Origin of the sequence: Micrococcus sp. GPGPB33, assembly GCF_037853785.1 — a bacterium.
GTDB classification, from domain to species: domain Bacteria; phylum Actinomycetota; class Actinomycetes; order Actinomycetales; family Micrococcaceae; genus Micrococcus; species Micrococcus luteus.
In genome coordinates this window covers 487839-513842 of the sequence record NZ_JAQMWO010000002.1, presented here as the reverse complement: position 1 = coordinate 513842, position 26004 = coordinate 487839, and the positions used below count along the sequence as shown (strand labels likewise).

At 72.6% G+C, this 26004-nt stretch carries 23 protein-coding genes and 3 pseudogenes; 13 read left to right on the top strand and 13 right to left on the bottom strand.

Going from position 1 to position 26004, the window contains the following annotated elements; genetic code table 11:
* Positions 1 to 82: 82 nt before the first annotated feature.
* From POD19_RS02425 to POD19_RS02410, 4 genes are read right to left on the bottom strand one after another with little or no spacing between them, the layout of a single operon-like run.
* Complete coding sequence (locus POD19_RS02425) at positions 83 to 985, bottom strand: hypothetical protein (protein WP_144818616.1); 903 nt, start codon at positions 983 to 985, stop codon at positions 83 to 85.
* Between the two features lie 18 nt (positions 986 to 1003).
* A complete protein-coding gene (locus POD19_RS02420; protein ID WP_144818614.1) occupies positions 1004 to 1831 on the bottom strand; it encodes an exodeoxyribonuclease III in 828 nt (275 codons plus the stop codon).
* 44 nt (positions 1832 to 1875) lie between these two features.
* Positions 1876 to 2784, bottom strand: a complete 909-nt coding sequence (nadE, locus tag POD19_RS02415) for an ammonia-dependent NAD(+) synthetase (RefSeq protein WP_144818612.1) — start codon at positions 2782 to 2784, stop codon at positions 1876 to 1878.
* Between the two features lie 58 nt (positions 2785 to 2842).
* Positions 2843 to 3289, bottom strand: a complete 447-nt coding sequence (locus POD19_RS02410; RefSeq protein WP_123244200.1) for a MarR family winged helix-turn-helix transcriptional regulator — start codon at positions 3287 to 3289, stop codon at positions 2843 to 2845.
* Between the two features lie 58 nt (positions 3290 to 3347).
* On the opposite strand from POD19_RS02410, the gene pyrE reads away from it, so the two are divergent.
* Positions 3348 to 3944 carry an orotate phosphoribosyltransferase gene (pyrE, locus tag POD19_RS02405; protein WP_123244201.1) on the top strand — a complete coding sequence of 199 codons (597 nt, stop codon included), beginning with the start codon at positions 3348 to 3350 and terminating at the stop codon, positions 3942 to 3944.
* Positions 3945 to 3970: 26 nt separating this feature from the next.
* Here pyrE and POD19_RS02400 read toward each other — a convergent pair whose 3' ends face one another.
* Positions 3971 to 5056, bottom strand: a complete 1086-nt coding sequence (locus tag POD19_RS02400; RefSeq protein ID WP_036316798.1) for a magnesium and cobalt transport protein CorA — start codon at positions 5054 to 5056, stop codon at positions 3971 to 3973.
* A gap of 69 nt (positions 5057 to 5125) precedes the next feature.
* Here POD19_RS02400 and POD19_RS02395 point away from each other — a divergent pair, with 69 nt between their 5' ends.
* Both POD19_RS02395 and POD19_RS02390 read left to right on the top strand, forming a co-directional pair.
* Entirely contained in the window at positions 5126 to 5494 is a 369-nt protein-coding gene (locus tag POD19_RS02395; protein ID WP_020626754.1) for a hypothetical protein, read from the top strand.
* The gene (locus tag POD19_RS02390) at positions 5491 to 6132 is read left to right on the top strand and encodes a TrmH family RNA methyltransferase (RefSeq protein WP_197458576.1); all 642 of its coding nucleotides are present in this window, start codon (positions 5491 to 5493) and stop codon (positions 6130 to 6132) included. The genes POD19_RS02395 and POD19_RS02390 overlap by 4 nt, the downstream gene beginning before the upstream one ends.
* Positions 6133 to 6266: 134 nt before the next feature.
* Here POD19_RS02390 and POD19_RS02385 read toward each other — a convergent pair.
* A pseudogene (locus POD19_RS02385) lies at positions 6267 to 7162 on the bottom strand (SMP-30/gluconolactonase/LRE family protein).
* Positions 7163 to 7213: 51 nt separating this feature from the next.
* Entirely contained in the window at positions 7214 to 8569 is a 1356-nt protein-coding gene (locus tag POD19_RS02380) for a lipase family protein (RefSeq protein WP_119217600.1), read from the bottom strand.
* A gap of 197 nt (positions 8570 to 8766) precedes the next feature.
* Between POD19_RS02380 and fbaA the strand changes: the two genes are divergently transcribed.
* Positions 8767 to 9789 carry a class II fructose-bisphosphate aldolase gene (gene fbaA / locus POD19_RS02375; RefSeq protein WP_095695227.1) on the top strand — a complete coding sequence of 341 codons (1023 nt, stop codon included), beginning with the start codon at positions 8767 to 8769 and terminating at the stop codon, positions 9787 to 9789.
* A gap of 57 nt (positions 9790 to 9846) precedes the next feature.
* On the opposite strand, the gene POD19_RS02370 is transcribed toward fbaA, so the two are convergent.
* Positions 9847 to 11313 (bottom strand): helix-turn-helix domain-containing protein, encoded by a 1467-nt coding sequence (locus POD19_RS02370; RefSeq protein ID WP_144818610.1) that lies wholly within the window; start codon positions 11311 to 11313, stop codon positions 9847 to 9849.
* A 269-nt stretch (positions 11314 to 11582) separates the two neighbouring features.
* Between POD19_RS02370 and aceA the strand changes: the two genes are divergently transcribed.
* Positions 11583 to 12890, top strand: a complete 1308-nt coding sequence (aceA, locus tag POD19_RS02365) for an isocitrate lyase (RefSeq protein ID WP_020626748.1) — start codon at positions 11583 to 11585, stop codon at positions 12888 to 12890.
* A gap of 33 nt (positions 12891 to 12923) precedes the next feature.
* Positions 12924 to 14687, top strand: coding sequence for a malate synthase A (gene aceB, locus POD19_RS02360; protein WP_081339209.1), 1764 nt, complete (start codon positions 12924 to 12926; stop codon positions 14685 to 14687).
* A gap of 65 nt (positions 14688 to 14752) precedes the next feature.
* On the opposite strand, the gene POD19_RS02355 is transcribed toward aceB, so the two are convergent.
* Together POD19_RS02355 and POD19_RS02350 are read right to left on the bottom strand one after the other, a co-directional pair.
* Positions 14753 to 15220, bottom strand: coding sequence for a hypothetical protein (locus POD19_RS02355; protein WP_340309287.1), 468 nt, complete (start codon positions 15218 to 15220; stop codon positions 14753 to 14755).
* Positions 15208 to 15966 (bottom strand): hypothetical protein, encoded by a 759-nt coding sequence (locus POD19_RS02350; protein WP_340309286.1) that lies wholly within the window; start codon positions 15964 to 15966, stop codon positions 15208 to 15210. The genes POD19_RS02355 and POD19_RS02350 overlap by 13 nt, the downstream gene beginning before the upstream one ends.
* A 174-nt stretch (positions 15967 to 16140) precedes the next feature.
* Between POD19_RS02350 and POD19_RS02345 the strand changes: the two genes are divergently transcribed.
* Positions 16141 to 16584, top strand: a complete 444-nt coding sequence (locus POD19_RS02345; protein ID WP_060774573.1) for a DUF3151 domain-containing protein — start codon at positions 16141 to 16143, stop codon at positions 16582 to 16584.
* A gap of 8 nt (positions 16585 to 16592) precedes the next feature.
* Positions 16593 to 17234, top strand: a complete 642-nt coding sequence (locus POD19_RS02340) for a thymidine kinase (RefSeq protein ID WP_010079593.1) — start codon at positions 16593 to 16595, stop codon at positions 17232 to 17234.
* 178 nt (positions 17235 to 17412) lie between these two features.
* On the opposite strand, the pseudogene POD19_RS02335 reads toward POD19_RS02340, so the two are convergent.
* Positions 17413 to 18645, bottom strand: a pseudogene (locus POD19_RS02335) (short-chain fatty acid transporter); the annotation flags it as partial.
* A gap of 93 nt (positions 18646 to 18738) precedes the next feature.
* Here POD19_RS02335 and POD19_RS02330 point away from each other — a divergent pair.
* The 4 genes and pseudogenes from POD19_RS02330 to bioB all read left to right on the top strand — a co-directional run.
* Positions 18739 to 18944 (top strand): annotated as a pseudogene (locus tag POD19_RS02330) (transposase); the annotation flags it as partial.
* Positions 18945 to 19007: 63 nt separating this feature from the next.
* Positions 19008 to 19601: a GNAT family N-acetyltransferase gene (locus POD19_RS02325; RefSeq protein WP_257997764.1), complete on the top strand. Its 594-nt coding sequence runs from the start codon at positions 19008 to 19010 to the stop codon at positions 19599 to 19601.
* Positions 19602 to 19711: 110 nt separating this feature from the next.
* Entirely contained in the window at positions 19712 to 20104 is a 393-nt protein-coding gene (locus tag POD19_RS02320; protein ID WP_102708213.1) for a hypothetical protein, read from the top strand.
* A 107-nt stretch (positions 20105 to 20211) separates the two neighbouring features.
* Positions 20212 to 21447, top strand: coding sequence for a biotin synthase BioB (bioB, locus tag POD19_RS02315; protein WP_144818608.1), 1236 nt, complete (start codon positions 20212 to 20214; stop codon positions 21445 to 21447).
* A 66-nt stretch (positions 21448 to 21513) separates the two neighbouring features.
* Here bioB and POD19_RS02310 read toward each other — a convergent pair whose 3' ends face one another.
* A complete protein-coding gene (locus tag POD19_RS02310) occupies positions 21514 to 22065 on the bottom strand; it encodes a hypothetical protein (protein WP_144818606.1) in 552 nt (183 codons plus the stop codon).
* A 136-nt stretch (positions 22066 to 22201) separates the two neighbouring features.
* On the opposite strand from POD19_RS02310, the gene POD19_RS02305 reads away from it, so the two are divergent.
* Positions 22202 to 23491, top strand: a complete 1290-nt coding sequence (locus POD19_RS02305) for an adenylosuccinate synthase (RefSeq protein WP_069941931.1) — start codon at positions 22202 to 22204, stop codon at positions 23489 to 23491.
* A 128-nt stretch (positions 23492 to 23619) separates the two neighbouring features.
* Here the strand turns inward: POD19_RS02305 and POD19_RS02300 are convergent, their stop codons facing one another.
* A complete protein-coding gene (locus POD19_RS02300) occupies positions 23620 to 25839 on the bottom strand; it encodes a catalase (RefSeq protein WP_070708845.1) in 2220 nt (739 codons plus the stop codon).
* Positions 25840 to 26004: the final 165 nt, after the last annotated feature.

Sequence of the window (26004 nt, the reverse complement as noted above, 5' to 3'; positions counted from 1 at the left end):
CGCGCCCCGCGTGGGCGGCGTCGGCGGCGTGGTGTGCGTCTCGGACGCCCGGGGCAGCCCCACCCCGGTGCGCCGGGCCGGCTCAGGTCAGCCGGGCCAGCATCCCGACGGTGGCCCAGCGACGGTTCAGCCGTTCCTGCGCGACGCCGGCGGTCGCCTCGTCGCCCTCCTCGAGCGCGTCGATGAGCGTCCACAGGTCGAAGACGGAGTCGTCCGGCCACACGTGCCGCGTGAGGCCGCCGTAGTCCAGCTCGACCCACGAGTCGGGGTGGAATGCGCCGAGCCACTCCACCATCACCGTGAGCTCGCCGATCAGCTCCGCATCCGGGGCGTGCCGCGCGAGCACCGCCGCCGCGTGCCCGGCCCGCTCCCGGGCGGCCACGATCGGGGCGCGCCGGTACGCCGTGCGCTCGCCGTCCACGAGGCGCTGCACGGGCTCCTCGGGGTCGAACACCGTGAGCCAGCCGTGCGGCACACCCCACGTGGCCGTGCGCGTCTGCACGCGGTGGTGCTCCGGCGCACCGTCCTCGTCCTGCGGGTCCTCGCCCGCCGCGTCCGGGTCGGGGGAGAGGCCCCACTCGTCCTCGAGCGCCACGAGCGCGCGGCCGCGGTTCATGGCGCGCGCCGCCGGCGGGATGGCGGCCTCGTGCAGCCGCGGCAGCATCGTCTCCTCGAGCATGGCCGCGGCCATCTCGGCGCGCAGGCCCCGCTCGTCCGGGCAGTAGAACGCGGAGCGGTGCTCGTCCTGGAGGACCCGCACCAGGTCGTCCTCGCCGGGCTCCGGGAACGGGTCGGCCACCGGCCGGGCCAGGCGACGCCGGGCCCGTTCGGCCGCCTCGGCCTCGACCTCGGCACGGGTGCGGTGGCCGCCGGCGATCAGCCGCGCCTGGACCGCGTCCGGGAACGCGGCCAGCGGCTGGAAGACGCGCAGGTGCGCGGTGCCGCGCGCGACACCCGGGGGCGGGCCGCCGTCGTCGTGGGTCATCGCGGGCTCGTCCGTGGTTCAGCCCAGCTCGACGACCACGGGCGCGTGGTCCGAGGCGCCCTTGCCCTTGCGCTCCTCGCGGTCGATCCAGGCGTCCGTGACCGTCCGTGCGAGGGCGGGGGAGCACAGCTGGAAGTCGATGCGCATGCCCTTCTTCTTGGGGAAGGCCAGGCCCGTGTAGTCCCAGTACGTGTACACGCCGGGGCCGGGGTGGCGCGGGCGCACCACGTCCACCAGCCCGGCGTCCTCGAACGCGTGGAACGCCGCGCGCTCGGCCGGGGAGACGTGCGTGTAGCCCTCGCGCTGGAACAGCTCGATGTCCCACACGTCCTCGTCCTGCGGAGCGATGTTCCAGTCGCCGGCCAGGGCGAGCCGGGTGTCCGGGTCCTCGGCGAGGCGAGCGGCCGCGTGCTCCTGGAGCACGCGCAGCCACTCGAGCTTGTAGCCCATGTGCTCGTCCTCCAGGCCGCGCCCGTTGGGCACGTACAGGCTCCACAGGCGCACCGGGGCGACGCCGTCGGCCGCCTCCGCGCCCACGGTCGCCCCGATGGCGCGGGACTCCTCCTGCGGGTCCACGCCGCCCTTGCCGAAGTGCGGCTGGCCGGGGAAGCCGCGCTGCACGTCGCTCAGGCCGACGCGGGAGGCGATGGCCACGCCGTTCCACTGCGAGGTGCCGTTGTGCACCACCTCGTAGCCGGCGCGCTCGAAGAGCTCCCAGGGGAAGTTCTCGTCCCGGCACTTGGTCTCCTGGATGGCCAGGACGTCGATGTCATGGCGCTCGAGGAAGGCCTCGACGCGGTCGGCGCGGGCACGGAGGGAGTTGACGTTCCAGGTGGCGATCTTCACCCGGCCAGGCTATCGAAGGGCGCGGACACCGTGGGATCGGCGCCTCAGCGCCACCAGTCGTCGTGGATCGTCACCGGCGTGGTGCGCTTGTGGCGGCTGCGGAGCCAGATGCCCTCGAGCTTCTCCGCGACCTCGGCGGGGATGTCCTTGCCCTCGAGGTAGTCGTCGATGTCCTCGTACGTCATCCCGAGTTCGGCCTCGTCCGTCTGGCCCGGCGTGCCGTCCAGCAGGTCCGCGGTGGGCACCTTGTTCCACAGGGGCTCGGGGGCGCCGAGTTCGCGGCCCAGCGCCCGCACCTGCCGCTTGTTCAGGCCGGCCAGCGGCAGGACGTCCGCGCCGCCGTCGCCGAACTTCGTGTAGAACCCGGTGATGGCCTCCGCTGCCTGGTCCGTGCCGATCACCAACTGCCCGTGGGCGCCGGCCACCGCGTACTGGGCCGTCATGCGGATGCGGGCCTTCACGTTGCCCTGGTTGTAGTCCGAGATCGGCTCCCCCACGGCCTCAGCGAAGGCGGCGGCCAGACCCTGCACGGCCTCCGCGATGTTCAGGGTGACGTCCTGATCCGCACCCACGAAGTCCATGGCCGCCCGCGCATCCGCCTCGTCGTGCTGCACCTTGTAGGGCAGGCGCACGGCGGTGAACCGGGGGTTCTCGCGGGAGGGTACGACGTCGGCGCCCACCCCCGCCTCACCCGGCGGGGTGGTGCCGGGGCCGCCCAGGGCGACGGCGTCCGTGACGCCGAGCTGGGCGCGGCGACGCTCGACGGCGAGCTGGGCCAGCCGGCCGCCCACGGTGGAGTCCACGCCGCCGGAGATGCCCAGGACGAAGCCGGACGCGCCCGTGGCCGCGAGGTAGTCGACGAGGAAGGCCACGCGCCGTTCGACTTCGGCCGCCGGGTCGATCTCGGGGAGGACGCCCTGCTGGGCGATGATCCGCTGCTGGAGTTCACGCATGCCGGTCAGCGTAGGACCGGCCCCGCGCACGGGGACAGGGGCGGTCGGCGACGACGGCTCACGCGTCCGGGTGCCCCAGGTTGCGGGCGATGCGGCGCAGGACGCGGACGGCGTCGTCGATCTGGTCCCGCGGGACGTCCGCCGTCGCCTCGGCACGCAGGGCCTCGACCGCCTCACCCACGCGGGCGCCCGCGGTGCGGCCCGTGGCGGTGAGGGTGTAGAGGTCGCCCTCGATCGTCACCCAGTGGGACTCGACCAGCTCCTCGATCTGACCGGACACCGCGCCGCGCTGCTCCTCCTCGAAGCCGGCCTCGAGCTCGGCGCGGGACTGCGGGGCCACCGTGAGGGTGTTCAGCAGCTGCCACTGGACGCGGGTCAGGCCGTGCTCCTCGAGGCTCTCGGCCACGCGCGCCGCGATCAGGCCCTCGGTGAGGGTGAGCCAGTGCGCCAGGGGCAGGCCGGAGGGATGCTGGACGGGGGCGTCGTCGTGCGGGATCTCGCTCATAACCCGAGCCTAGCCAGGCCGGGACGGAATCGGCAGGGGTGGCCGGGCTCGCACTAGCATGGGCGGCATGACCGACGCGCAGACCCCCACCGTCCCCACGCCCGAGCAGGACCGCGAGCGGCTCAAGCAGCTCATCCAGGAGCTGGCCGTGGTGCACGGCCGGGTGACCCTGTCCTCCGGCAAGGAGGCGGACTACTACGTGGACCTGCGTCGTGTCACCCTGCACCACGAGGCCGCCCCACTGATCGGCCGCGTGATGCTGCGCCTGCTCGAGGAGAACGGGATCGAGTTCGACGCGGTGGGCGGCCTGACCATGGGCGCCGACCCCGTGGCCACCGCGATGATGCATCAGGCCGGCACCGCGGGCCGCGCGCTCGACGCGTTCGTGGTGCGCAAGGCGCAGAAGTCGTACGGCATGGGCCGGCAGGTGGAGGGCCCGGGCGTGGACGGGCGCCGCGTCGTCGTGCTGGAGGACACCTCGACGACGGGCGGCTCCGCGCTGACCGCCGTCGAGGGCGTGCGCAACGCGGGCGGCGACGTCCAGGCCGTGGCCGTGATCGTGGACCGCGCGACCGGCGCCGCCGAGCGCGTGGCCGAGGAGGCGGGGGTGCCGTACCTGTACGCGTTCGGCAAGGACGAGCTCGGCCTCGACTGAGCCTCGGCCGGCCCCGCGCACCCGGCCTACAGCCAGTCCGCGCGCTTGAACAGCACGAACAGCGTGAGGGCCACCGCCAGCATGAGTCCCAGGGCGAACGGGTAGCCGAACGCCCAGTGCAGCTCGGGCATGCCGTCGAAGTTCATGCCGTAGACCGAGCCCACCAGCTGCGGCGCGAAGATGATCGCCGCCCAGGACGAGATCTGCTTGACCTGTTCGTTCTGGGCGATCGACTGCTCGGCCAGCCGCTTCGACGCCAGCGTCGAGTCCAGCTCGAGGGCGTTGTTGAGCATCTGGCGCATGGTCATCACGCGCTCGTTGATCTGGACGGCGTGGTCGTGGACGTCGCGCAGGCGGCGCAGGTTCTCCACCTCGAGGCGCGCCTGATCGCTGAGTTCCTCGTCCTCCCAGGCGTGGGCGTCGTCGCGCCGGGGCAGGCCGTCGGCGTCGAGGCGGCGGGTGTCCTCATGCAGGCGGGTGCGCACCTCCTCCTGGAGCTGCTCCACGATGGACGGCAGCGCGCGGATGGCGTGCTGGAAGTTCAGCACCTCGCGGGAGAGCTCGTAGATGCGCCGGGAGACGTGCCCGTCGCCGGCGAAGACCTGGTCCTCGATCTCCGCGATGTCCTGTTCGAGGCCGTCGGCCACCGGGAAGTAGTCGTCCACGACACGGTCCAGGATCTCCAGGGTGACCTGCCACGGCCCCATCGCGAGGCGCTCGCGGCCCTCCGTCTCCAGGGACCGTCGCACGGCGGCCAGGTCCGGCTCCTCCGCGTGACGCACCGTCACCACGTAGTGCTCACCGGTGAAGACGCTCAGCTCGCCGAACTCCACGGTCTCGGTGCGGTCGACGTAGCGGGCCGGGTGCAGGACCATGAACGAGTCCTCGCCGTAGCGGTCCAGCTTGGCGCGCTCGCCTCCGGCGAGGGCGTCCTCGACGGCGAGCGGGTGCAGGCGCAGCTCCTCCGCGACCGCTTGGAGCTCGGCCACGTCCGGGCGGTACAGGCCCAGCCAGGCCATGCCGCCGGTGCGCTCGCACTCCTCCCAGGTGTCCTCGAGGGTGGAGGGGGCGTGGACGCGCCGCCCGTCCACGTACACGGCGTTGTCGATCATGCTCACCAGGACATTCTCCCCGACGGTGGCCCCCGGCGTATTCCAGGATGCGCGCGCTACGGTGGCGCCATGAAGACTCCGCGCCATGCCCCGCCCGTCGTCCGCGACGGCAAGACCCTCCTCCCCGCCCACGCCGTCTCCACGGCCCCGGTCACCGCGTTCGGTCTGATCGGCGGCTACCTGACCGCCCGTGAGACCGGCATCCGCCCGCTCGGCGGCGTCGTGCTGGCCGCCGCCGGCCTGTACGCCGGGCGCACGTGGCTGGCCAAGCGTGGGCCCGCCGTCGCCGGTGGCCTGGCCGCCCTGTACCTCGGCGGCTTCGGCGCCTCCCACCCGCTGGCCAAGAAGATCGGTGCGTGGCCGGCGGTGCTCTCCGTGGCCGCGGTGTCCGCCGGGGCCGCCTGGGCGGCCGTCGACCGGTCCGAGGCCGGCCGCTGAGCGAGCCCGCGCCGGCCGAGGACGGCGCCGCGCCCCGCGAGGTCGGCGTCGGCCCGTGGACCGGCCCGTGGCCGGAGGACCCCCGCTACGACCCGGAGCTGCTCGCGCACGGCGACCGCCGCAACGTCCTCGACCGCTACCGCTATTGGCGCCTCGAGGCGATCGTCGCGGACCTCGACGCGCGGCGGCACCCGTTCCACGTCGCCATCGAGAACTGGCAGCACGACCTGAACATCGGCACCGTCGTGCGCACCGCCAACGCGTTCAACGCCGCCGGGGTGCACATCATCGGGCGGCGCCGCTGGAACCGGCGCGGCGCCATGGTCACCGACCGCTACCTGCACGTGCGCCACCACGAGACGGTGGCGGCGTTCACGGAGTGGGCGGCGGGGGAGGGGCTGCCCGTGCTCGGCGTGGACCTGTTCCCCGAGTCGGTGCCGGTGGAGACCTTCGACTTCCCGCGTGCCTGCGTGCTCGTCTTCGGGCAGGAGGGGCCGGGGCTCTCGGCGGAGGTGCGAGCGGCGTCGAGCGCGGTGCTGTCCATCGCGCAGTACGGCTCCACCCGCTCGATCAACGCGGGCGTGGCCGCCGGCATCGCGATGCACGCGTGGATCCGGCAGCACGCGGCCGTCCCCTGAGTCCGGCGCGAGCCAGACGATTCCGCGCTGAAAGGAGCCTCTGGACCGCAGATTCGTCTGGCTCGCGGCGCAGGACGGCGCAGGACGGCGCAGGGTGGCGCAGGACCGCGCCGACGATGTGCGGCGTGACGGCCTCAGCCCGCGAAGGGGCGGGCCGGCAGGCCCGTCACCCCCGGGCGGACGGCGAACAGGGCCCCGGCCAGCGGGTCCTCGCCGCGCTCCAGGTTCTCCCAGGAGGTGGTGATGTACAGGGTGCCGAGGTCGTCGCCGCCGAAGGTGCACGCCGTGGTCTTCTGCACGGGCACCTCCACCACCTCGTCGAGCGTCCCCTCGGGCGTGTACCGGTGGATCTGCCCGTGGCTGATCACGGCCACCCAGATCCCGCCCTCGGCGTCCACGGTGAGCCCGTCCGGCTTGCCCTCGCCGTCGAGCACGTCCACGAGCACGCGGCGGTTCGTCAGGCCCTCCTCGCGGGAGTAGTCGAACACGGCCACCTGCCGTGTGGGGGTGTCGTTGTAGTAGGCCCGCGTGCCGTCCGGGCTCCACTCGAGGCCGTTGGACGTCGTCGCGCCGGTCAGCACGACGTCCACCTCGCCGGCGCCGCCGTCGGGGCCGGGGGCGAGCCGGTAGAGGTTCGCGGCGCCGGGGGTCTTGGCGTACGCCATGGTGCCGCAGTGGAACCGGCCGTCCGGGTCACAGCCGCCCTCGTTCATCCGGATCCCGGCGTCCGCGCCCCACAGCTCGGGCAGCGTCGTCAGCTCGCCCTCGGGCGAGATCAGGGCGAAGCCCCGCTCCACCGCGACGACGGCGCCACCCCCGCACGCGGGCGCAGCGCGGCGGCCACGTCGCCGACGTGCGTGCGGTCCACCGTCCCGTCGGTGCGCAGGGACAGGACGTCCCCGGCGAGCATGTCCACCCAGCGCAGGCCGCCGCCGGCGGTCACGCCCTCGGCGGCGCTGCCCCACGAGGCGGCCCAGACGGGGCCCTCGCCGTGGTAGGCGATGGGATCGGTGACCTGCTCGGCGCGCATGACTGCTCCTTCGGTGGGCGGGACGGTCCTGGCCCCGACGCTAGCCGAGGCTCAGAACCACCCGCACGAGTCGGCGGTCCAGCGGTCGGCGAGGGTCGCGTCCAGGAACGCCCCCATCCGCGGCAGCGAGGCCACGTGGCCGCCCACGTGGGTCGGGGTGAGGAGCGGGTCGAAACGCACCCGCGCGCCCTCCGCGCACCAGCGGCGGCCCAGGTCGCGGCCGGTGCGGTACGGGATGACGTCGTCCGTGACGGAGTGCGCGATCATCACCGGCACGTCCGGACGGCGGCCCGGTGCGCCGATCCGCTGCTCGGCGAGGATCCCGGCCAGCTCGGCATCGGAGCGGACGAGCTCAGGGAAGTCCTGCCCCGTGTGGGTCAGTGTGGCGGAGTCGAGGTGCGCGTAGGCGAGGCTGCCCACCATGCAGGTCTCGGCCGCGCCGGCGAGGGCCGTCAGGCCGGTCTCGTTGAGATGCGTGGCCGGGTCCACGTCGTACGCGGCGAGCTGCCCGGCCATCGCGTAGAGCAGGAAGGCCGCGTAGAGACCGCCGTCGATCCGGCCCGCGACCTGCACGAGGTCGGCCGGCGGGGCGCCCGCGTAGGCGCCCTTGAGGTCCAGCTCCGGGGCGTAGTCGGGCGCGAGCTCGGCGGCGGCCGCGGCCGCCCCGCCGCCCTGTGAGTAGCCCGCGAGCGCGACCGGCGCGGTCGCGGTGACGCCCGACCCCGACACCTGGGCGGCCGCGCGCACCGCGTCGAGGACGGCGTGCGCCTGGGCCTCCCGGACCATGTAGGTGTGCGCGCCCGGGGTGCCCAGGCCCTCGTAGTCGGTGACCACCACGGCGTGGCCGCGGCTCAGCAGGGACGTGATCCCGACGCCCTCGTACTGCACGCCGGTGGAGAGGGTGCGGGACGGGGCGCAGCGGTCCGCCGCCCCCTGGGTCCCCACTGCGTAGCTGATCACGGGGCGCTCGCCGCCGCCCGTCCACGGGGCGGTGGGGGTCAGCACGGTGCCGGTCACGGCGATGGGTCGGCCCTGGGCGTCCTGCGAGGCGTACATGATGCGCGTGGCGTGCGCCGGCACCTGCACCAGCCGCACCGGGTCCAGGTAGAAGGCGGTGGGCTCGGTGCGGATCAGGGCGCCGGGGGTCGCGGGCACGACGGTGGGCGGCAGGTAGAAGGGGTCGTCGGCCGAGGCGGCCGCCAGGGCGTCCCGGGCCGCGTTCCAGCGGGCGTCCTCGGCCGCCGTGGCCGGCTGCGAGAGGTCCTCGACGGCGGAGCTCACCTCCGGCGCGTCCGGGGCAGGGGCGGACTCCTGGGCCAGGGCAGCGTGCGGCGCGCCGAACCCGGCGACGACAGCCAGGGCGGCGGCCAGGGCGAGGGGGCGGGAGGGGCGGCGTGCGGGGGCCATGGCGGTCTCCGGTCTCTCGGATGCGAATGTGACGCCGCTCACCCTAGGCCAACGGCGGGGTCGTGCCCAGGCCGGCGTCGCCGTCGGGTCCGGGACCCTGGGGCGGGTCCGGCCGCGCGGATAGGATGAGCCCGAGGGTGTCGCGCTCGCCGCGCTCCCCCCGCCTGCCCGAGTCGACGACGCCTAGGAGCTGCAGCATGCCCATCGCATCCCCGGAGAAGTACGCCGAGATGATCGACGCCGCCAAGAACGGCGCCTTCGCCTACCCGGCGATCAACGTCACCAGCTCCCAGACCCTGAACGCCGCCATCCGCGGCTTCGCCGAGGCCGGCTCGGACGGCATCATCCAGGTCTCCACCGGCGGCGCCGCCTACTTCTCCGGCTCCTCCGTGAAGGACATGGTCGCCGGCTCGCTGGCCTTCGCCGCGTTCGCGCGCGAGGTCGCCAAGAAGTACTCCGTGAACATCGCCCTGCACACGGACCACTGCCCCCAGGACAAGCTCGAGGGCTTCGTCCTGCCCCTGCTGGACGCCTCCGAGGCGGAGGTGAAGGCCGGGCGCGACCCGATCTTCAACTCCCACATGTGGGACGGCTCCGCCGAGACCCTCGAGGAGAACCTGCGGATCGGCCGCGAGCTGCTCGCGCGCACCCACGCCAACAAGCAGATCCTCGAGGTGGAGATCGGCGTCGTGGGCGGCGAGGAGGACGGCGTGGCCCACGAGATCAACGAGAAGCTCTACACCACCGTCCAGGACGGCATCGCCACCGTGGAGGCCCTCGGGCTCGGCGAGCACGGCCGCTACCTCACCGCGCTGACCTTCGGCAACGTGCACGGCGTCTACAAGCCGGGCAACGTGAAGCTGCGCCCGGAGATCCTGCAGGAGATCCAGCAGGCCGTGGGCGAGAAGTTCGGCAGGGAGCGCCCGTTCGACCTCGTGTTCCACGGCGGCTCCGGCTCCGCCGCCCAGGAGATCGCCGACTCGGTGGAGTACGGCGTCGTGAAGATGAACGTGGACACGGACACCCAGTACGCGTTCACCCGCCCGGTGGCCGGGCACATGTTCGAGAACTACGACGGCGTCCTGAAGGTCGACGGCGAGGTCGGCGACAAGAAGCAGTACGACCCCCGCGTGTGGGGCGCCAAGGCCGAGGAGGCCATGGCCGCCCGCGTGGTCCAGGCCTGCACCGAGCTGAACTCGGCCGGCAAGAGCATCGGCTGACCCCCCGTCCGCCGCGCCGGCCCGCACCCTCGCGTGAGGGTGCGGGCCGGCGTCGTTTCAGCCCTCCCGCTCCTCCTGGGCCTGGAGGAACTCGAAGACCTCACGCTCGTCCACACCGGGGAAGGTCTGCGTGGGCATGGCCGCCAGCAGATGCGCGTGCATGCGGGCCGCGGGCCACACGTGCCCGCCCCACGCGGCCTCGAGCTCGGGGTCGGGGCGGCGGCAGCAGCGCGGATCGGGGCACGTGGAGGTGACCCGGTGGCGGGTGTCCGCGCCGCGGAAGTGCCGGGCATGCTCGAACGGGGTGCCCACGGAGAGGGCGAACAGCCCGTCGGGGCCGTTCTCGATCATCGAGGTGCACCAGAACGTCCCGTTGGGCGAGTCCGTGTACTGGGCGTGGGCGCGGAACCGGTCGTTGCGGGAGAAGGCCTGCCGTGCGCCCCACTTCCGGCACGCCTGCTGGCCCTCGATCGCACCGGTGTGGTCGGCGGGGAACACGATCCCGTCGTTCTCGTAGGCCTTGTGGATCACCCCGGTCTCGTGGACCTTCTGGAAGTGGCAGCGGATGCCCAGGTCCACGGTGGCCAGGTTGGTGAACCGGTGCGCGGCGGCCTCGTAGGAGACGCCGAACGCGTCCTTCAGGTCGTCCACGGACAGGTCCCGGCGCTTCTGGGCGGCCCGCAGCAGCGACGACGCCGCCCGCTGCGGCATGAGCAGCGCGCCCGCCAGGTAGTTCACCGCCACACGCTGGGCGAGGAAGTCCTCGTAGTCCCGCGGCTCGCCGTGGCCCAGGACGGCGGCGGCGAGGGCCTGGAGCACCACGGTGCGGCGGTCATGGTCTGAGGAGCGGGAGCCGCTGATGTGGATGCGCCCGTGCTTGAGGTCCGTGACGGAGCGCGTGGAGTGCGGCAGGTCCGGGACGAAGCGCAGGGTGAAGCCGAGGTGCTCGGCCAGCTCCGAGACCGCGTGCAGGCCCAGCGGCCCGCCCGTGTGGCCGATCGCGTCGAGCAGCCGATGCGCCTCGGCCTCGAGGTCGGGGTAGTGGTTGTCCACCGCGCGCATCCGGGCGCGCAGCTGGGCGTTGGCGCGGCGCGCCTCCTCGGGGGTGGCGGCCTGCTCCTCCAGGCGACGGCGCAGCTCGGCCTCCAGCCCCGCGATCACCTCGAGGACCTCGGTGGGGGTGCGGGGCCCGATGCGCAGCGGCGGCAGGCCGAGGGAGGCGTAGTGCTCCGAGCGCGCGAACCGTTCGACCTCGATCTCCAGTTCGGCCCGCCGGGTGGGGGCCCGGCCGGTGAGCAGGTCCTCGACCGGCACGCCCAGGACCTCGGCGATCCGCTGGACCAGCGAGAGCCGCGGCTCGCGGCGGGCGTTCTCCACGAGGGACAGGTGCGAGCCGCTCACTCCCGTGCGCTCCGCGAGCTGGTCCAGGGTGAGGCCGGCCTGCTTGCGCAGGTGCCGAACGCGGCGGCCCAGCGCGACGGCGTCCACGGTCGCGCTGTCCTCGGGAAGCGGGCGGGTCATCATGCGCGGAACTGTAGACGGAACCGGGGAGGAGATCACGTGCTTCGGAAAGAAAGTCACATTCTTGACAAGCGGGGGGCCGTTGCCGTGATCCAGGCCACATGGGGGCGCAAGGACTGTCACGTTCTGACCCAGTGGCAGGAACGGCCGGAGTTTCCACCGATTTTGTGCTCCAGAGGGCCTTGCCTGGGGCCAAGGTGGATGTCAACGGCAGCGACGGACACGTCGCACCGAACCCTTCACCGAACCGGACCGATCCTCAGGAGGACGTCATGACCACCCAGCCCCACCACTCCACTCCCGCCTCCGCCGAACAGCTCCAGCACGACTGGGACAACAACCCCCGCTGGGCCGGCGTCGAGCGCAGCTTCACCGCCGAGGACGTCGTCCGTCTCCGCGGCCGCGTCCAGGAGGAGCACACGCTGGCCCGCCGCGGCGCCGAGAAGCTGTGGACCCAGCTGAAGGACGAGAACGCCCGCGGTGAGTTCACCAACGCCCTCGGCGCCCTCACCGGCAACCAGGCCGTCCAGCAGGTCAAGGCCGGGCTGCGCGCCATCTACCTCTCCGGCTGGCAGGTCGCCGCGGACGCCAACCTCTCCGGCCACACGTACCCGGACCAGTCCCTGTACCCGGCCAACTCCGTGCCGCAGGTGGTGCGCCGCATCAACAACGCCCTGCTGCGCGCGGACCAGATCGAGCACGCCGAGGGCGTCAGCACCGTCGAGGACTGGCTCGTGCCGATCGTGGCCGACGCCGAGGCCGGCTTCGGCGGCCCGCTCAACGCCTACGAGCTCATGAAGTCGATGATCACCGCCGGCGCCTCCGGTGTGCACTGGGAGGACCAGCTGGCCTCCGAGAAGAAGTGCGGCCACCTCGGCGGCAAGGTGCTCATCCCCACCGGCCAGCACATCCGCACGCTCAACGCCGCCCGCCTGGCCGCCGACGTCGCCGACGTGCCCAGCGTGATCATCGCCCGCACCGATGCCGAGGCGGCCACCCTGATCACCTCGGACGTGGACGAGCGCGACGCCGAGTTCATCACCGGTGAGCGCACCGCGGAGGGCTTCTACAAGGTCCGCAACGGCGTCGAGCCCTGCATCGCCCGCGCCAAGGCCTACGCCCCCCACGCGGACCTGATCTGGATGGAGACCGGCACGCCGGACCTCGAGCTGGCCCGGAAGTTCGCCGAGGCCGTCAAGGCCGAGTTCCCGGACCAGATGCTGGCCTACAACTGCTCGCCGTCCTTCAACTGGAAGAAGAACCTCGACGACGACACCATCGCCAAGTTCCAGCGCGAGCTGGGCGCCATGGGCTACACCTTCCAGTTCATCACGCTGGCCGGCTTCCACGCCCTGAACCACTCGATGTTCGACCTGGCCAAGGGATACAACGAGCGCCAGATGTCCGCGTACGTCGAGCTGCAGGAGCGCGAGTTCGCCGACGAGGCCCGCGGCTACACCGCGACCAAGCACCAGCGCGAGGTCGGCACCGGCTACTTCGACGCCGTGTCCACCGCCATCAACCCGGACAGCTCCACGGTGGCCCTGGCGGGCTCCACGGAGTCCGGCCAGTTCCACTGATCCGCTCAGCCGAGACCGCGAGGAGGCAGTCCCATGAGCCCGCAGACCACGACCCCCACCCTGCACGAGATCCATGCCGACGACGCTCGGGAGCACACGCCCCTGCCGCATGACGTGAGCACCCAGGCCATCCCCGTCGTCATCCCCGAGGGCGCCGCCCCCGTGGTGACCGTCCACGGGCCGGTCGACGGGCGGCAGGCCGAGATCCTCACGGACGAGGCGCTGGCGTTCCTCGGCCGCCTGCACCGGCTGGCCGAGGACCGCCGCCGGCGGCTGCTCGAGGAGCGGGAGTACACCCAGCGCCGCATCACCGACGGATGGAACCCGCACTACCTGCGGTCCACCCGCCGGGTCCGCGAGGACGACTCCTGGCGTGTGGCGCCGCTGGCCCCCGGCCTGCAGGACCGCCGCGTGGAGATCACCGGCCCCGTGGATCGGAAGATGACGATCAACGCCCTCAACTCGGGCGCCTCGGGCTGGCTCGCCGACTTCGAGGACTCCTCGACGCCGTCCTGGGACCGGATGCTGGACGGGCAGGTCAACCTGTTCGACGCGATCCGCGACCAGATCGACTTCACCTCCCCCGAGGGCAAGGAGTACCGGCTGCGCGAGCGCGAGCTCACGGACCGGCCGACCATCATCGTCCGCCCGCGCGGCTGGCACCTCCTCGAGGACCACATCCGTGTGGACGGCGAGCCGATGGCCGGCGCCCTCGTGGACTTCGGCCTGTACTTCTTCCACAACGCCCACGAGCTGATCCGCCGCGGCCACGGCCCGTACTTCTACCTGCCCAAGCTCGAGTCCCATCTCGAGGCGCGGCTGTGGAACTGCGTGTTCGTGGCGGCGCAGGACGAGCTGGGCATCCCCCAGGGCACCATCCGGGCCACCGTGCTGATCGAGACGATCACCGCGGCGTTCCAGATGGAGGAGATCCTGTACCAGCTACGCAACCACGCCGCGGGCCTCAACGCCGGCCGCTGGGACTACATCTTCTCCATCATCAAGAACTTCCGGGACCGCGGGGCCGAGTTCGTCCTCCCGGACCGCTCGGAGGTGACCATGACCCAGCCGATGATGCGGGCCTACACGGAGCAGCTGGTCCGGGCCTGCCACCGGCGCGGCGCCTCGGCGATCGGCGGCATGTCCGCCGTGATCCCGGACCGCCGGAACGAGGAGGCCAACGCCGCCGCGCTGGAGAAGGTGCGCGCGGACAAGGCCCGCGAGGCCGGCGACGGCTTCGACGGCTCGTGGGTGGCGCACCCGGACCTCGTGCCGGTCGCCCGGGAGGAGTTCGACGCCGTGCTCGGCGAGGCCCCGAACCAGATCCGCACCCGCCGTCGCGAGGACGTGGAGCCGGACGAGGCCGCCCTGCTCGACGTCGCCGCGACCACGGGCTCGGTGACCGAGGCCGGCGTGCGGATGAACATCGAGGTCGGGATCCGCTACATCGAGTCCTGGCTGCGGGGGAACGGCGCCGCCGCGATCCACGGACTCATGGAGGACGCCGCCACGGCGGAGATCTCCCGGTCCCAGATCTGGCAGTGGGCCCACAACGGCACCGGTGTGCAGCTGACCGAGGGCGGCGTGCGGACCGCCAACCGCGGCTGGATGGAGCAGCTGATCCGCGAGGAGCACGCTCGGATCCTCGCCGGCCCGCTGCCCGAGGGCCACCGGTTCGAGGACGCGGTGCGCGTGTTCTGCGAGTCGGCCCTGCCGCCGGAGTACCCGGCGTTCCTCACCCTGGGCGCGTACCGCCGGCACTTCGCCGGTCAGGACGACGCCGCGGCGAAGGCCTGATCCGCCGGGCCCCACGACGACGGCCGGCCACCTCACGAGGTGACCGGCCGTCGTCGTGCCGGGTGTCAGTCCCCGGACGTGGAGGGGGACGGGGAGGCCGAAGCCGACTTCGTCGGTGACGGGCTGGCCGACGCCGAGGCGGACGCCTCCGCGGCCCGCTGGGATTCGGCGGCCTCCCGCGCGGCGCCCTGGAACGGCCGCGGCGGCTGGCCGGGGGCCACGGGGCCGGGGGCGCCCTCGGGGCGGTCGATCGTGGACTGGTTGTTCAGCAGCTCGTCGGGCACGCGGCCGGTGGGGATCTCCCGGGCCTGGGCCAGGGTCTCCTCGTCCATCTGCGCGTTCAGGAAGAACGGCGAGCTGAGCTTGATGACCTCCTGGAAGTCCCCGGCGTCCTTCAGCACGGTGTCCGCGAGGTGGTCGCGGGTCTCGGTGACGAGGGTGGTGCTCTGCGCGACCGGCGAGTTCTTCACCTGGGTGAGGCCGCCGTTGGCGTCGCCGAAGCCCTCCATGGAGCCCATGGTCACGGAGACCATCTCGCTGCCGTCCTCGGAGCAGGCCCACGCGGTGCGCTGGGGCAGCAGGGGGCGCCGTCCTGGCCGCCGACCATGCCGGGGCGCAGCAGGGCGAGCAGCCCCTTGCCGGTCTTCGGGTCGAACGTGTACTCGTCCGCCACGGCGGCGGGCTCCTCCTGGCACCACTCCAGGCGGGAGCCGTCGAGGTTGTGCTGGTAGTGGACCTGCGCCAGGGGCATGCCGGGGCTGTACTCGAAGTAGCCGTTGTAGACGCAGGTGAGGAACTCGTGGGTCTCGTCCTGCGAGGCGAACAGCTGCACGATCTCGATGTTCGAGCTGTCCGGGATGTGCGTGGCGACGGCGTCCAGGGTGCGCTGGTCCAGGACGTCGCGCGTGCAGTCCATCACGGAGACGGTGTCGTTGCGGACCGCGGCCGTGTTCTTCCAGGCCTCGGTGGCGGCGCCGTCCTTGATGCCCGGGCCGACGGTCTCGAACGCCTGACGCGGCTCGGCGCGCGGGGTGCCCTCGGCGGACTCCGACGCGAGGGCCTCACGGACGCGGGACGCCGCGGCGGACGCGGGGTCGGTGGGGCTCTCCGTGGCCGAGCCGGCCGCGGCCGAGGCCGCCGATCCGCTGGGCGCCGCGGCGGTCGACGAGGCGGGCTCACCGGACTGGCCGGCCGAGCCGCAGCCGGCCAGGGCGAGGGCGAGGGCGGCGACGCCGACGGCCAGCGGGGCACGGCGGCGGGCGGGCGCGGGGTGGGTCATGGAGGCTCCTTCGACGGCATCGGCGGCCCGGCCCCGGGAGCGTGGGGCTGCGGACGGACGCTGCGCCTACGGTACCGGACCGTCCTGGACGCGGGGACGGCGATCCGTCCGGCGTCCGGCGCCGTCGATAGACTCGGCCGCGACCGCATCGTCCGCGAGGAGAAGAGGCATCCCATGTCCGAGTCCCTGATCGGCAAGAACCTGATGGAGCCGCCGGCCACGCGCCTGCCGGAGGAGCCGGAGGTGCTGGCCCGGCTCGAGGCAGGTGACCTGCCCGAGGACATCGTGCCGGTGGCGCCCGAGTCCTCCCTGGTGTGGGCGCTCATGGCGGAGGACGCGTGGGCCGAGGGCCGGACCGTGGACTCCTATGCGTACGCCCGCGTCGGCTACCACCGGGGCCTGGACGCGCTGCGCCGGGCGGGGTGGCGCGGCGCCGGCCCGGTGCCGTACGCCCACGAGCCCAACCGCGGCTTCCTGCGCGCCCTGTACGCGCTGGGCCGCGCGGCCGCCGGGATCGGGGAGTCCGAGGAGGTCGAGCGCATCCGCACCTTCCTGCGGGATTCGGACCCCACGGCCGCGGAGCAGATCGAGGCCGACCAGGGCCGCGCCCGGGGCTGAGCGGAGCCGTGGCCAAGCTCTACTTCCGCTACGGGGCCATGAACTCCGGCAAGTCCACGGGCCTGCTGCAGGCCGCCTTCAACTACGAGGAGCGCGGCCAGCGGGTGCTGCTGGCCAAGCCGGAGGTGGACGTGAAGGGGGAGGGCGACGTCGTCTCCCGCCTCGGCGTGACCCGCGCCGTGGACTTCCTCGTCCCGGCGGGAGCGGACGTGCGGGAGCTGTTCCGCCGGCACGCCACCGGTGACGACCCGGACGCCCTCGTGGGGCACGTGGAGGCCCCGCCCGTGGCGTGCCTGCTCGTGGACGAGGCGCAGTTCCTCGAGCCGGCGCAGGTGGACGACCTGCTGCGCATCGCCGTGCTCGACGGCGTCCCCGTGATCGCCTACGGGCTGCGCACCGACTTCCGCACCCGCTCCTTCCCGGGCTCCGCGCGGCTGCTGGAGCTGGCGCACTCCCTCGAGGAGCTGAAGACCATCTGCCGGTGCGGCCGGAAGGCGGTGTTCAACACGCGCAAGGTCGTGGACCCGGCCACGGGCGCCGAGCACTTCGTGTTCGAGGGGGACCAGGTGGCGATCGACGGCGTCCAGGTGACCTACGAGTCCCTGTGCGGCACGTGCTACCTGGCGGAGTCCGGCGGTGCCCTGGGCTGAGGCGGCCATTGCCAGGCAACTGCCAGGCTGCATGACGGCTGCGCCCATGCTCGGTTCGTACGGTGGAACCGCTTCATCGAGGTGCGAGTGATGAAGGTGCGAGTGATGACAGGCGAAGGGCCCCGGTGATCCCGGGGCCCTTCGTCTGTCCTGCCCCGGCCGGCGTCGGCCGATCGGGTCAGAGCGAGACGAGCAGGAGCGTGCCGCCGAAGACGAGCCCCGACGCGAGCAGCACGACCGTGGTGTACCCCAGGATGTCGCGCATCTTCAGGCCGGCGATCGCCAGAAGGGGGATCGCCCAGAACGGCTGGATCATGTTGGTCCACTGGTCGCCGTAGGAGACGGCCATGATGGTGATGGCCGGGTCCACGCCGAGCGCGTCGCCGGCCTGGAGCATGATCGGGCCCTGCACGGCGAACTGTCCGCCGCCGGAGGGGACGAAGAAGTTCACGAGGCCCGCGGCCAGGAACGCCAGCAGGCCGAACGTCACCGGGTTCGAGATCGCCACGAAGGCGTCCGAGAGCACCGCCACCAGGCCGGTGGACGTCATCATGCCGAGGATGCCCGCGTAGAGGGGGAACTGCAGCAGGATCTCGCCCACGTTGGACGCGGCCGACTGGGTGAGGCCGATCAGCTCGTGCGGGCTGCGCACCAGCAGCAGGATCAGCGCGAGGAAGGACCAGTTGACGATGTCCAGGGTGAGGGTGCCGCCGCCGACGAAGTGCATCACCAGATAGACCACGAGCATGGCGCCCACGAGGAGCGTGGGGACACGGGAGGCGTCGAGGCGGTCCGCCGGCGTCTCGATCTCCGGTGCGGACACGGCGTCCTGGTCCCTCGCGTCGATCTCCAGCTCCACGATCCGGTCCCCGGTGCGCGGGGCGACGAGGAACAGGGCCAGGGCCACGACGAGCACGGTCACCACGACGGCGGTGATGTTCCACCAGGAGAAGGTGGTCTCCGAGACCGGAACCGTCCGGCCGTCCAGGCTCTCCGTGAGGAACGAACCGGGGGTGGCGGCCGTCAGCGGGCCGGAGCCCGAGTACCCCATGTGCCACACCACGAACCCGGAGAACCCGGCGGCCACCAGCATCGGGAAGTGCAGGACCAGCCCGCGCTCACGGGCCTGCGCCGCGACCTCCTTGGCCAGCAGCGCACCGACCACCAGGCCCAGGCCCCACGTGATGAGGGAGGCCGCTGCCGCCACCACGAACACGAAGATGTAGGCGGCCAGGGGCGTGCGGGGAATGCTGGCGAGCCGGGCGAGCAGGCGGCGCACCGGGCCGGTGTTCGCCAGGATGTGGCCGAGCATGAGAACGAGCGCCATCTGCGTGATGAACGCCAGCAGCCCGGACAGGCCGTCACCCCAGCCCACGACGACGTCGGCCGGCCCGGCCGGAGTGAGCAACAGGACTTCCTCTGTTGTGAGGCGGGCCTCGGCGCTGGAGATGGCCTAGGGCGTGTCTGAGAATGGCTCCAGGGACCCGCTGAGATCCGGGGAGCCATGTCCCGGTTGCACGTCGCCTCCGACGCCCGATCGGAGCTGATCGCCCCGCTGCTCCAGACCGCACGGGCCGGCAGGGTCGACCCTTCTCGAATGTCCACACGATGGTCGAAGCGATCATCTGCCGGTGCAGGTGCGGGACTCCGTGGCGGGATCTGCCTGAGGTCAACGGGCCCTGGCAGACCGCGTGGAGTCGGCATCGACGCAGGGTGTGGGCACTGGTCTGTCCGGAGGCTGACTCGAGGACTCTTGTTCGTACCCTGTCTGTCATGGCCACCCCTCTCCTGGAGCTCGCCGCGAGTCGAGGCGTCTGCTTCCCGCTGCGGGCCCGCCGGCTGACCCTCACCCCGTTCCGGGGTCTCGATGCGCCCGCCGTATGGGGCTTCTGCCGTCTCGAGCAGGTGTGGACGTGGACCTCCGGCCGCCCGGAGAGTGAGGACGCGCTGCGAGAGTCCTATCTCGCGGCGGGGGACCGCCTCACCGTGCGGGCCGGAGACGTCATTGTCGGTGTCGGGAAGGTCGCGGTGCAGGACGCGTGGAGTCAGGGCGGCCCGCGGGAGGAAGCCCGGGACGCCCAGGCCGAGCTCGGCTGGACGATCGATCCGCGCCAGGCGGGGCAGGGCTATGGCACGGAGCTTGCTCGAGCCCTGCTGGGCTTCGCGTTCGACGATCTGGGTGTGCGACGCGTGGAGGCTCATGCCTTCGCGGACAACGCCCCGAGCCTGCGCATCATGGAGAAGGTGGGGATGCGTCACGAGGGCACGTTCAAGGAGGAGTCTCTGCATCTCACGCGCGGCTGGGTGGATGGCGCCACCTACGCGATGCTCGCCTCGGAGTTCCATTCGCCCCTTACGCAGGAGTGATCCCGCCGGCCGGGACCGCATGATCTGCCGCTCCGCCTCCGGGGGCCGTGTGTCAGCATGGGGCTGTGAGCAGGGTGGGGAATGAGTGTGAGTGGCGGTGGCGCATCGGTGTGGCGTCTGCCCTGGTGGGCTCGGCCGGTGTGTTCGCGGGACTGCGGCAGGACCTGGGACTGGGCTGGGGTCTGACGCTGGTGGCCTTCACGGCCCTCGGAGCGATGCTCACCCTGCGAGGGGTGCATCACCGGGTCGAGGCGGAGCAGGCTCGCCGCAACGTGTTCTACGCCGGGGCCGGCTCCACCGCGTGGGTGATGCTGCTGATGGGGGCCGCGCCCGTTCCGGGGCTGGTGCTGAACGCGATCGACGACGCCGGCGTCCGGGCGGTCGGGGCCGGTCTGCTCGGCGCGGTGCTCACTGCCGCCGCCCACGGCATCCTCGCGGCGACGACGACGCTCGAGGAGCAGCCCCGGCCCGAGCCGGTCCCTCTGGACCGGCGCAGGCGCTGACGTCGGGGTCATGGCCCCCCGCTCCTGAACACTGTTCAATGAACACTGTTAGAGTCCCTCGGGTCAGACCCGCCCGGGGCCGAGCCCCGCCCACCGGAGAGGCCATCATGACCGCCACCCAGGACGCCCCCGCCGTCGACCCCCGCCCCGCCGCCCTCGACCCCGAGGCCCTCGTGGACCGCATCGAGGCGGGCCACCGCCTCACCGCTGAGGAGGCCGTCGCTGTGCTGGACGCCCCGGACGCGGACACGTTCCGCATCGTCGCGGCGGCCTCGCGCCTGCGCGAGAAGCACTTCGGCCGCACGGTCAAGGTCAACTACCTGGTCAGCCTCAAGACCGGCCTCTGCCCGGAGAACTGCACCTACTGCTCCCAGCGGCTCGGCACCGAGGCCGAGATCCTGCGCTACACGTGGCTCAAGCCGGAGGAGGCCGTCCGCCAGGCGGGCCTGGGCATCGCCGGCGGCGCCTCGCGCGTGTGCATGGTCGCCTCCGGCACCGGCCCCACGGATCGCGACGTCGACCGCGTGGCCGGCATGGTCGGCGACCTCAAGGCCCAGCACCCGGACGTCGAGGTGTGCGCGTGCCTCGGCTTCCTCAAGGACGGCCAGGCCGAGAAGCTCAAGGACGCCGGCGTCGACGCCTACAACCACAACCTCAACACGGCCGAGTCCCACTACGAGTCCATCTGCACCTCCCACACCTACGAGCAGCGCGTGGACACCGTGCAGCGCGCCGGCGCCGCCGGCCTGTCCTCCTGCAGCGGCCTGATCGCGGGCATGGGGGAGACGCACGAGCAGCTCGTCGAGGCCGTCCTCGCGCTCCGCGACCTGGACTCCGACTCCATCCCCGTCAACTTCCTCATGCCCTTCGACGGCACCCCGCTGCAGGGCCACCAGCAGCTCACCCCGCTCGAGTGCCTCCGGATCCTCGCCATGGTCCGCCTGGCCTGCCCGGACAAGGAGCTGCGCATCGCCGGCGGCCGCGAGATGCACCTGCGTTCCCTGCAGCCGGTCGGCCTGCAGGTGGCCAACTCGATCTTCCTCGGCGACTACCTCACCTCCGAGGGCCAGGACGCCGAGGCGGACCTGCAGATGATCGCCGACGCCGGCTTCACCGTGCTCGGCGCCGAGGAGCGTGCGCAGCAGGCCGCGGCCGACGACGGCGCCTCGGCCGGCGGCTGCTGCGGCGGCACGGACGACGCCGGCCCGTGCGGCTCCGGTGCGGCCGTCGCCTCGGAGGCCGGGGCCGCGGAGGACGCCCGACCCGACACGGGCGCCGAGGGCACCGTGAAGCCCGAGCTGCGCCGTCGGGGTGCGGGCACGGCCGAGCCCGCCAACGCCTGAACACGCCGTGACCGTGACGGTCAGCGCGTCATGTCGGCGCGCTGACCGCCGTCGTCGGGAGCGTGCTCAGCGAACGGCGCGGATCCGCCGCACCACGCACACCACGATCACCGCGAGACCGGTGAGCGCACTGACGGCCACGAGGGCGAGGCCGCCCACGATGCCGACGTCCATCGCGGTGCTCGTGCCGAGCAGGTCCATGAGCACCGGGGTCGTGGCGCCGGAGTCCGGGTGGTCGCCGCCGTCGGGGAAGATGATCGCGGCCAGCGCGAAGGACCCCCAGGAGATGCCCAACAGCGTGTGCAGCAGGCGCCCCAGCCGGATGCCGCCCCGCTGCTCATCCTGCGGGTTCACGCGGGGCAGGAGGAACAGGCTCCCCACCATGAGCACGAGGACGAGTTCGTGGGGCAGGGCGCCGAAGACCATGTAGATGACCGTCATCCAGCCGTTCGCGCCGAAGTTGGAGCGCAGGGCGAGCGCGATCAGGGGCAGGGCGAGGAGGGCCAGCGCCCACGGCAGCACGGCCCAGGGGCGCCACGTGCCCACGCTCGGGCCCTTGCGGGTGGGGGTCGGGGAGGCGAACTCCGAGTGCTGGGTGCCGGGCGCTGCGGTGCTCATGGCGCCAGCGTAGCCAGAGGGTGGCATCCGTCACGCTGGTAGGATTCGGGGGTACGGCCTCCGTGCGCACCGCAAGGGGGCGTTTTCCATGTACGGGCCGGTCCGGGACGACCCACGGCCCTGAGGAGAGATGCAGATGCCAGCGATCGCGATCGTCGGAGCCCAGTGGGGCGACGAGGGCAAGGGCAAGGCCACCGACCTGCTGGGCGGGCGAGTGGACTACGTCGTCAAGCCGAACGGCGGCAACAACGCCGGGCACACCGTCGTCGTCAACGGGGAGAAGTTCGAGCTCAAGCTGCTGCCCGCCGGCATCCTCTCGCCCAACGCGGTGCCGGTGATCGGCAACGGCGTGGTGGTGAACCTGGAGGCGCTGTTCGAGGAGATCGACGGGCTCGAGTCCCGCGGCCACTCGTGCGAGCACCTGAAGATCTCCGCCAACGCCCACCTCGTGGCGCCGTACCACCAGACCATGGACAAGGTGACCGAGCGGTTCCTGGGCAAGCGCGCGATCGGCACCACCGGCCGCGGCATCGGCCCCACCTACATGGACAAGGTGGCCCGCCTGGGCATCCGCGTGCAGGACATCTTCGACGAGTCGATCCTGCGCCAGAAGATCGAGGGCGCCCTGCGGCAGAAGAACGAGCTGCTGGTGAAGCTCTACAACCGCCGCGCCGTCACCGTGGACGAGATCGCCGAGTACTTCCTGGGCTACGCGGACCGCCTGCGCCCCATGGTCGTGGACTCCGTGAACCTGCTCAACGACGCCCTGGACGAGGGCAAGGTGGTGCTCATGGAGGGCGGCCAGGCCACCTACCTGGACGTGGACCACGGCACCTACCCGTTCGTGACCTCGTCCAACCCGACCGCCGGCGGCGCGGCCGTGGGCGCGGGCATCGGCCCCACCCGCTTCTCCCGGACCATCGGCATCGTGAAGGCCTACACCACGCGCGTCGGCGCCGGCCCGTTCCCCACGGAGCTCTTCGACGAGATGGGCGAGCAGCTGCGCACCACCGGCGGCGAGTTCGGCGTGAACACCGGCCGCCCGCGGCGCACCGGCTGGTACGACGCCGTCATGGCCCACTACGCCGCGCGGATCAACGGCTTCACGGACTACTTCCTCACCAAGCTGGACGTGCTCACCGGCATCGAGAAGATCCCGGTGTGCGTGGCCTACGAGGTGGACGGCGTGCGCCACGACCGCATGCCCATGACCCAGACCGAGTTCCACCACGCGAAGCCGGTCTACGAGCACTTCGACGGGTGGACCGAGGACATCTCGGGCGCCCGCGCGTTCACGGATCTGCCGCTGAACGCCCAGCGCTACGTGGAGGCCCTCGAGAAGCTCTCCGGGTGCCGGATCTCCGCGATCGGCGTGGGCCCGGGCCGCGACCAGGTGGTCCAGGTCCGCGACCTCATCGAGGACTGACCCGGCCCGCCGCCCCGCCCCCGGCCCACCCCGGCCCGCGTTTTCGAACGTGAAAGAGGGCGAATGGGCGCTCTCGAACGTGAGATAGGCCCTATCTCACGTTCGAAAGCGCCCGGGGGTCCGCCGGGTCAGTCGGCCAGGCGGCCCGTCGTCGGGAAGCGGTCCCACACGCGGTGCGCGGGCAGCAGCTCCGTCAGCCGGCTGACGGCGGAGGCGCCGTCCGCCGCGGACTCGACGCCCTTGCCGGACACCTGGGCGGCCGCGAGGACGGCCTCCGCCGGCTCGAGGGCGAGGATCGCCTTGGAGTGGCGCCACATCTCCTGCAGCACCTTGACGACGCGCGGGTCCACCGCCTCGGAGTCGGCGGCGCCGGCCTTCTGGTCCAGGCTGGGGGCGGCGTCAGCGGCGGGGGCCGCCGGCGAGGCCACGACCACGGCATCCAGCTCGATGGACGCGGCGGTCAGGTAGGTCCGCTGGGCCACGATCTCCCCGGCCACGGGGCCGCCCTTCGGCGCGATGACCAGCGGGACCATGCCCGCACCGTGGATGCCCTGCACGAGGGCGTCCAGCTCCTTCTCGTCCACGGACTCGCCCACCACGACGCCGACCTGACGGCCGTCGAGCGGCCACGCCCCGCCGATCTGGGACAGCACGGGGGAGGGCTGCACGTCGGCCGGGGTCTCGGTCGGCGCGGGAACGGGGATGCCCAGGCCGTCCGCGACCTGCTGGGCCAGTCGCGTGTCGATCGCGGCGAGGTGGGCCAGCTGGCGCTCGCGGATGGTCTGCTCGTAGCACTTGCCCAGCTCGAACGTGTACGCCTGCGCCACGTGCTCGCGCTCCACCTCGGAGAGGGAGAGGAAGAACAGGCGCGCCTGCGAGAAGTGGTCGTCGAAGGAGGCGGCGTGCGCGCGCTCCTTCACCGACGCCGGCAGCGGCTCCGGGTGCTCGATGAACGCGTGGTCGTCCGCGGGGGTCTCGTACGGCAGGCCGCCGTCGAGCGAGTTGGGCCGGTACGGCGCCACGCCGCGATGCACGGCGCTCTGGTGGAAGCCGTCACGCAGCATGTCGTTGACCGGGGCGTGCGGGCGGTTGATGGGCAGCTGGGTCCAGTTCGGCCCGCCGAGGCGGGTGAGCTGCGTGTCCAGGTAGGAGAAGAGGCGGCCCTGCAGGAGCGGGTCGTTGGTGACGTCGATGCCGGGCACGAGGTTGGCCGGGTTGAAGGCCACCTGCTCCGTCTCCGCGAAGTAGTTGGACGGGTTGGCGTTCAGCGTCATGCGGCCGAGGGGTTGCACGGGGGCGAGCTCCTCCGGGACCAGCTTCGTGGGGTCGAGCAGGTCGATGCCCTCGAACATCTGCTCCTCGTTGTCCTCGAACACCTGCACGCCGAGCTCCCACTCGGGGAAGGCGCCGGCCTCGATCGCGTCGGCGAGGTCACGCCGGTGGAAGTCCGGGTCCATGCCGTTGGTGAGCAGCGCCTCCTCCCAGGTCACGGAGTGCACGCCGAGCATCGGCTTCCAGTGGAACTTGACCAGCACGGTGGAGCCGTCCGCCGCGATCAGGCGGTAGGTGTGGACGCCGAAGCCCTCCATCATGCGGTAGGAGCGCGGGATGCCGCGGTCGGACATGTTCCACAGGGTGTGGTGCTGGGCCTCGGTGTGCAGGGACACGAAGTCCCAGAACGTGTCGTGCGCGGACTGCGCCTGCGGGATCTCGCGGTCCGGGTGCGGCTTCACCGAGTGCACCACGTCCGGGAACTTGATGGCGTCCTGCACGAAGAACACGGGGATGTTGTTGCCCACCAGGTCCCACGTGCCCTCGTCCGTGTAGAACTTGGTGGCGAAGCCGCGGGTGTCGCGGGCCAGGTCCATGGAGCCGCGGGAGCCGGCCACGGTGGAGAAGCGGACGAACACCTCCGTCTCCTTGTCCTTGGCGAACAGCCCGGCCCGGCTGATCTTCGCGGCGGTGCCGTAGCCGCGGAACACGCCGTGGGCGCCGGCGCCGCGGGCGTGGACCACGCGCTCGGGGATGCGCTCGTGGTCGAAGTGGCTGAGCTTCTCCCGCAGGTGGTGGTCCTGCAGCAGGGTGGGGCCGCGGCGGCCGGCCTTGAGCGAGTGGTCCGAGTCCTGCAGGCGGACGCCGTGCGCGGTGGTCAGGTACGGGCAGCCCTGCGCGGCGGTCGCGGGGTCGGCGCCGGTGTCCTGGCCGGTGGGGGAGACCTGTGCCGGACCGCGCTGGTCCGGGGCCGGCGCGGCCACGGGCTGGTCCGGGTGGGTGAGGGCGGTGTGCTCCTCGAGGTCGGGGGTGATCGGCCCCGGCGTGCCGGGGATGTCGGGCTGCTGGGTGGTCATCGCGTCTGCTCCTGTGGTGTCGACGTGCCGCGCGGTGCCGCGCGGATCCGGGGCGGAGGACGACGGCGGCCGATGCGGGCCGACGTCGTGCCCGGCTTCCAGCGTGGCGGCTGGCCCCGGCGCTGACCAGGGCTGACGGCCACCGGCAGGGGCCTGGCTACCCTG

Coding starts and splice junctions, on each gene's coding strand:
- POD19_RS02425 (WP_144818616.1), bottom strand. CDS start 985: ATGACCCACGACGACGGCGGCCCGCCCCCGGGTGTCGCGCGCGGCACC.
- nadE (WP_144818612.1), bottom strand. CDS start 2,784: ATGCGTGAACTCCAGCAGCGGATCATCGCCCAGCAGGGCGTCCTCCCC.
- POD19_RS02410 (WP_123244200.1), bottom strand. CDS start 3,289: ATGAGCGAGATCCCGCACGACGACGCCCCCGTCCAGCATCCCTCCGGC.
- pyrE (WP_123244201.1), top strand. CDS start 3,348: ATGGGCGGCATGACCGACGCGCAGACCCCCACCGTCCCCACGCCCGAG.
- POD19_RS02400 (WP_036316798.1), bottom strand. CDS start 5,056: ATGATCGACAACGCCGTGTACGTGGACGGGCGGCGCGTCCACGCCCCC.
- POD19_RS02395 (WP_020626754.1), top strand. CDS start 5,126: ATGAAGACTCCGCGCCATGCCCCGCCCGTCGTCCGCGACGGCAAGACC.
- POD19_RS02380 (WP_119217600.1), bottom strand. CDS start 8,569: ATGGCCCCCGCACGCCGCCCCTCCCGCCCCCTCGCCCTGGCCGCCGCC.
- fbaA (WP_095695227.1), top strand. CDS start 8,767: ATGCCCATCGCATCCCCGGAGAAGTACGCCGAGATGATCGACGCCGCC.
- POD19_RS02370 (WP_144818610.1), bottom strand. CDS start 11,313: ATGATGACCCGCCCGCTTCCCGAGGACAGCGCGACCGTGGACGCCGTC.
- aceA (WP_020626748.1), top strand. CDS start 11,583: ATGACCACCCAGCCCCACCACTCCACTCCCGCCTCCGCCGAACAGCTC.
- aceB (WP_081339209.1), top strand. CDS start 12,924: ATGAGCCCGCAGACCACGACCCCCACCCTGCACGAGATCCATGCCGAC.
- POD19_RS02355 (WP_340309287.1), bottom strand. CDS start 15,220: ATGGTCTCCGTGACCATGGGCTCCATGGAGGGCTTCGGCGACGCCAAC.
- POD19_RS02350 (WP_340309286.1), bottom strand. CDS start 15,966: ATGACCCACCCCGCGCCCGCCCGCCGCCGTGCCCCGCTGGCCGTCGGC.
- POD19_RS02345 (WP_060774573.1), top strand. CDS start 16,141: ATGTCCGAGTCCCTGATCGGCAAGAACCTGATGGAGCCGCCGGCCACG.
- POD19_RS02325 (WP_257997764.1), top strand. CDS start 19,008: ATGGCCACCCCTCTCCTGGAGCTCGCCGCGAGTCGAGGCGTCTGCTTC.
- bioB (WP_144818608.1), top strand. CDS start 20,212: ATGACCGCCACCCAGGACGCCCCCGCCGTCGACCCCCGCCCCGCCGCC.
- POD19_RS02310 (WP_144818606.1), bottom strand. CDS start 22,065: ATGAGCACCGCAGCGCCCGGCACCCAGCACTCGGAGTTCGCCTCCCCG.
- POD19_RS02305 (WP_069941931.1), top strand. CDS start 22,202: ATGCCAGCGATCGCGATCGTCGGAGCCCAGTGGGGCGACGAGGGCAAG.
- POD19_RS02300 (WP_070708845.1), bottom strand. CDS start 25,839: ATGACCACCCAGCAGCCCGACATCCCCGGCACGCCGGGGCCGATCACC.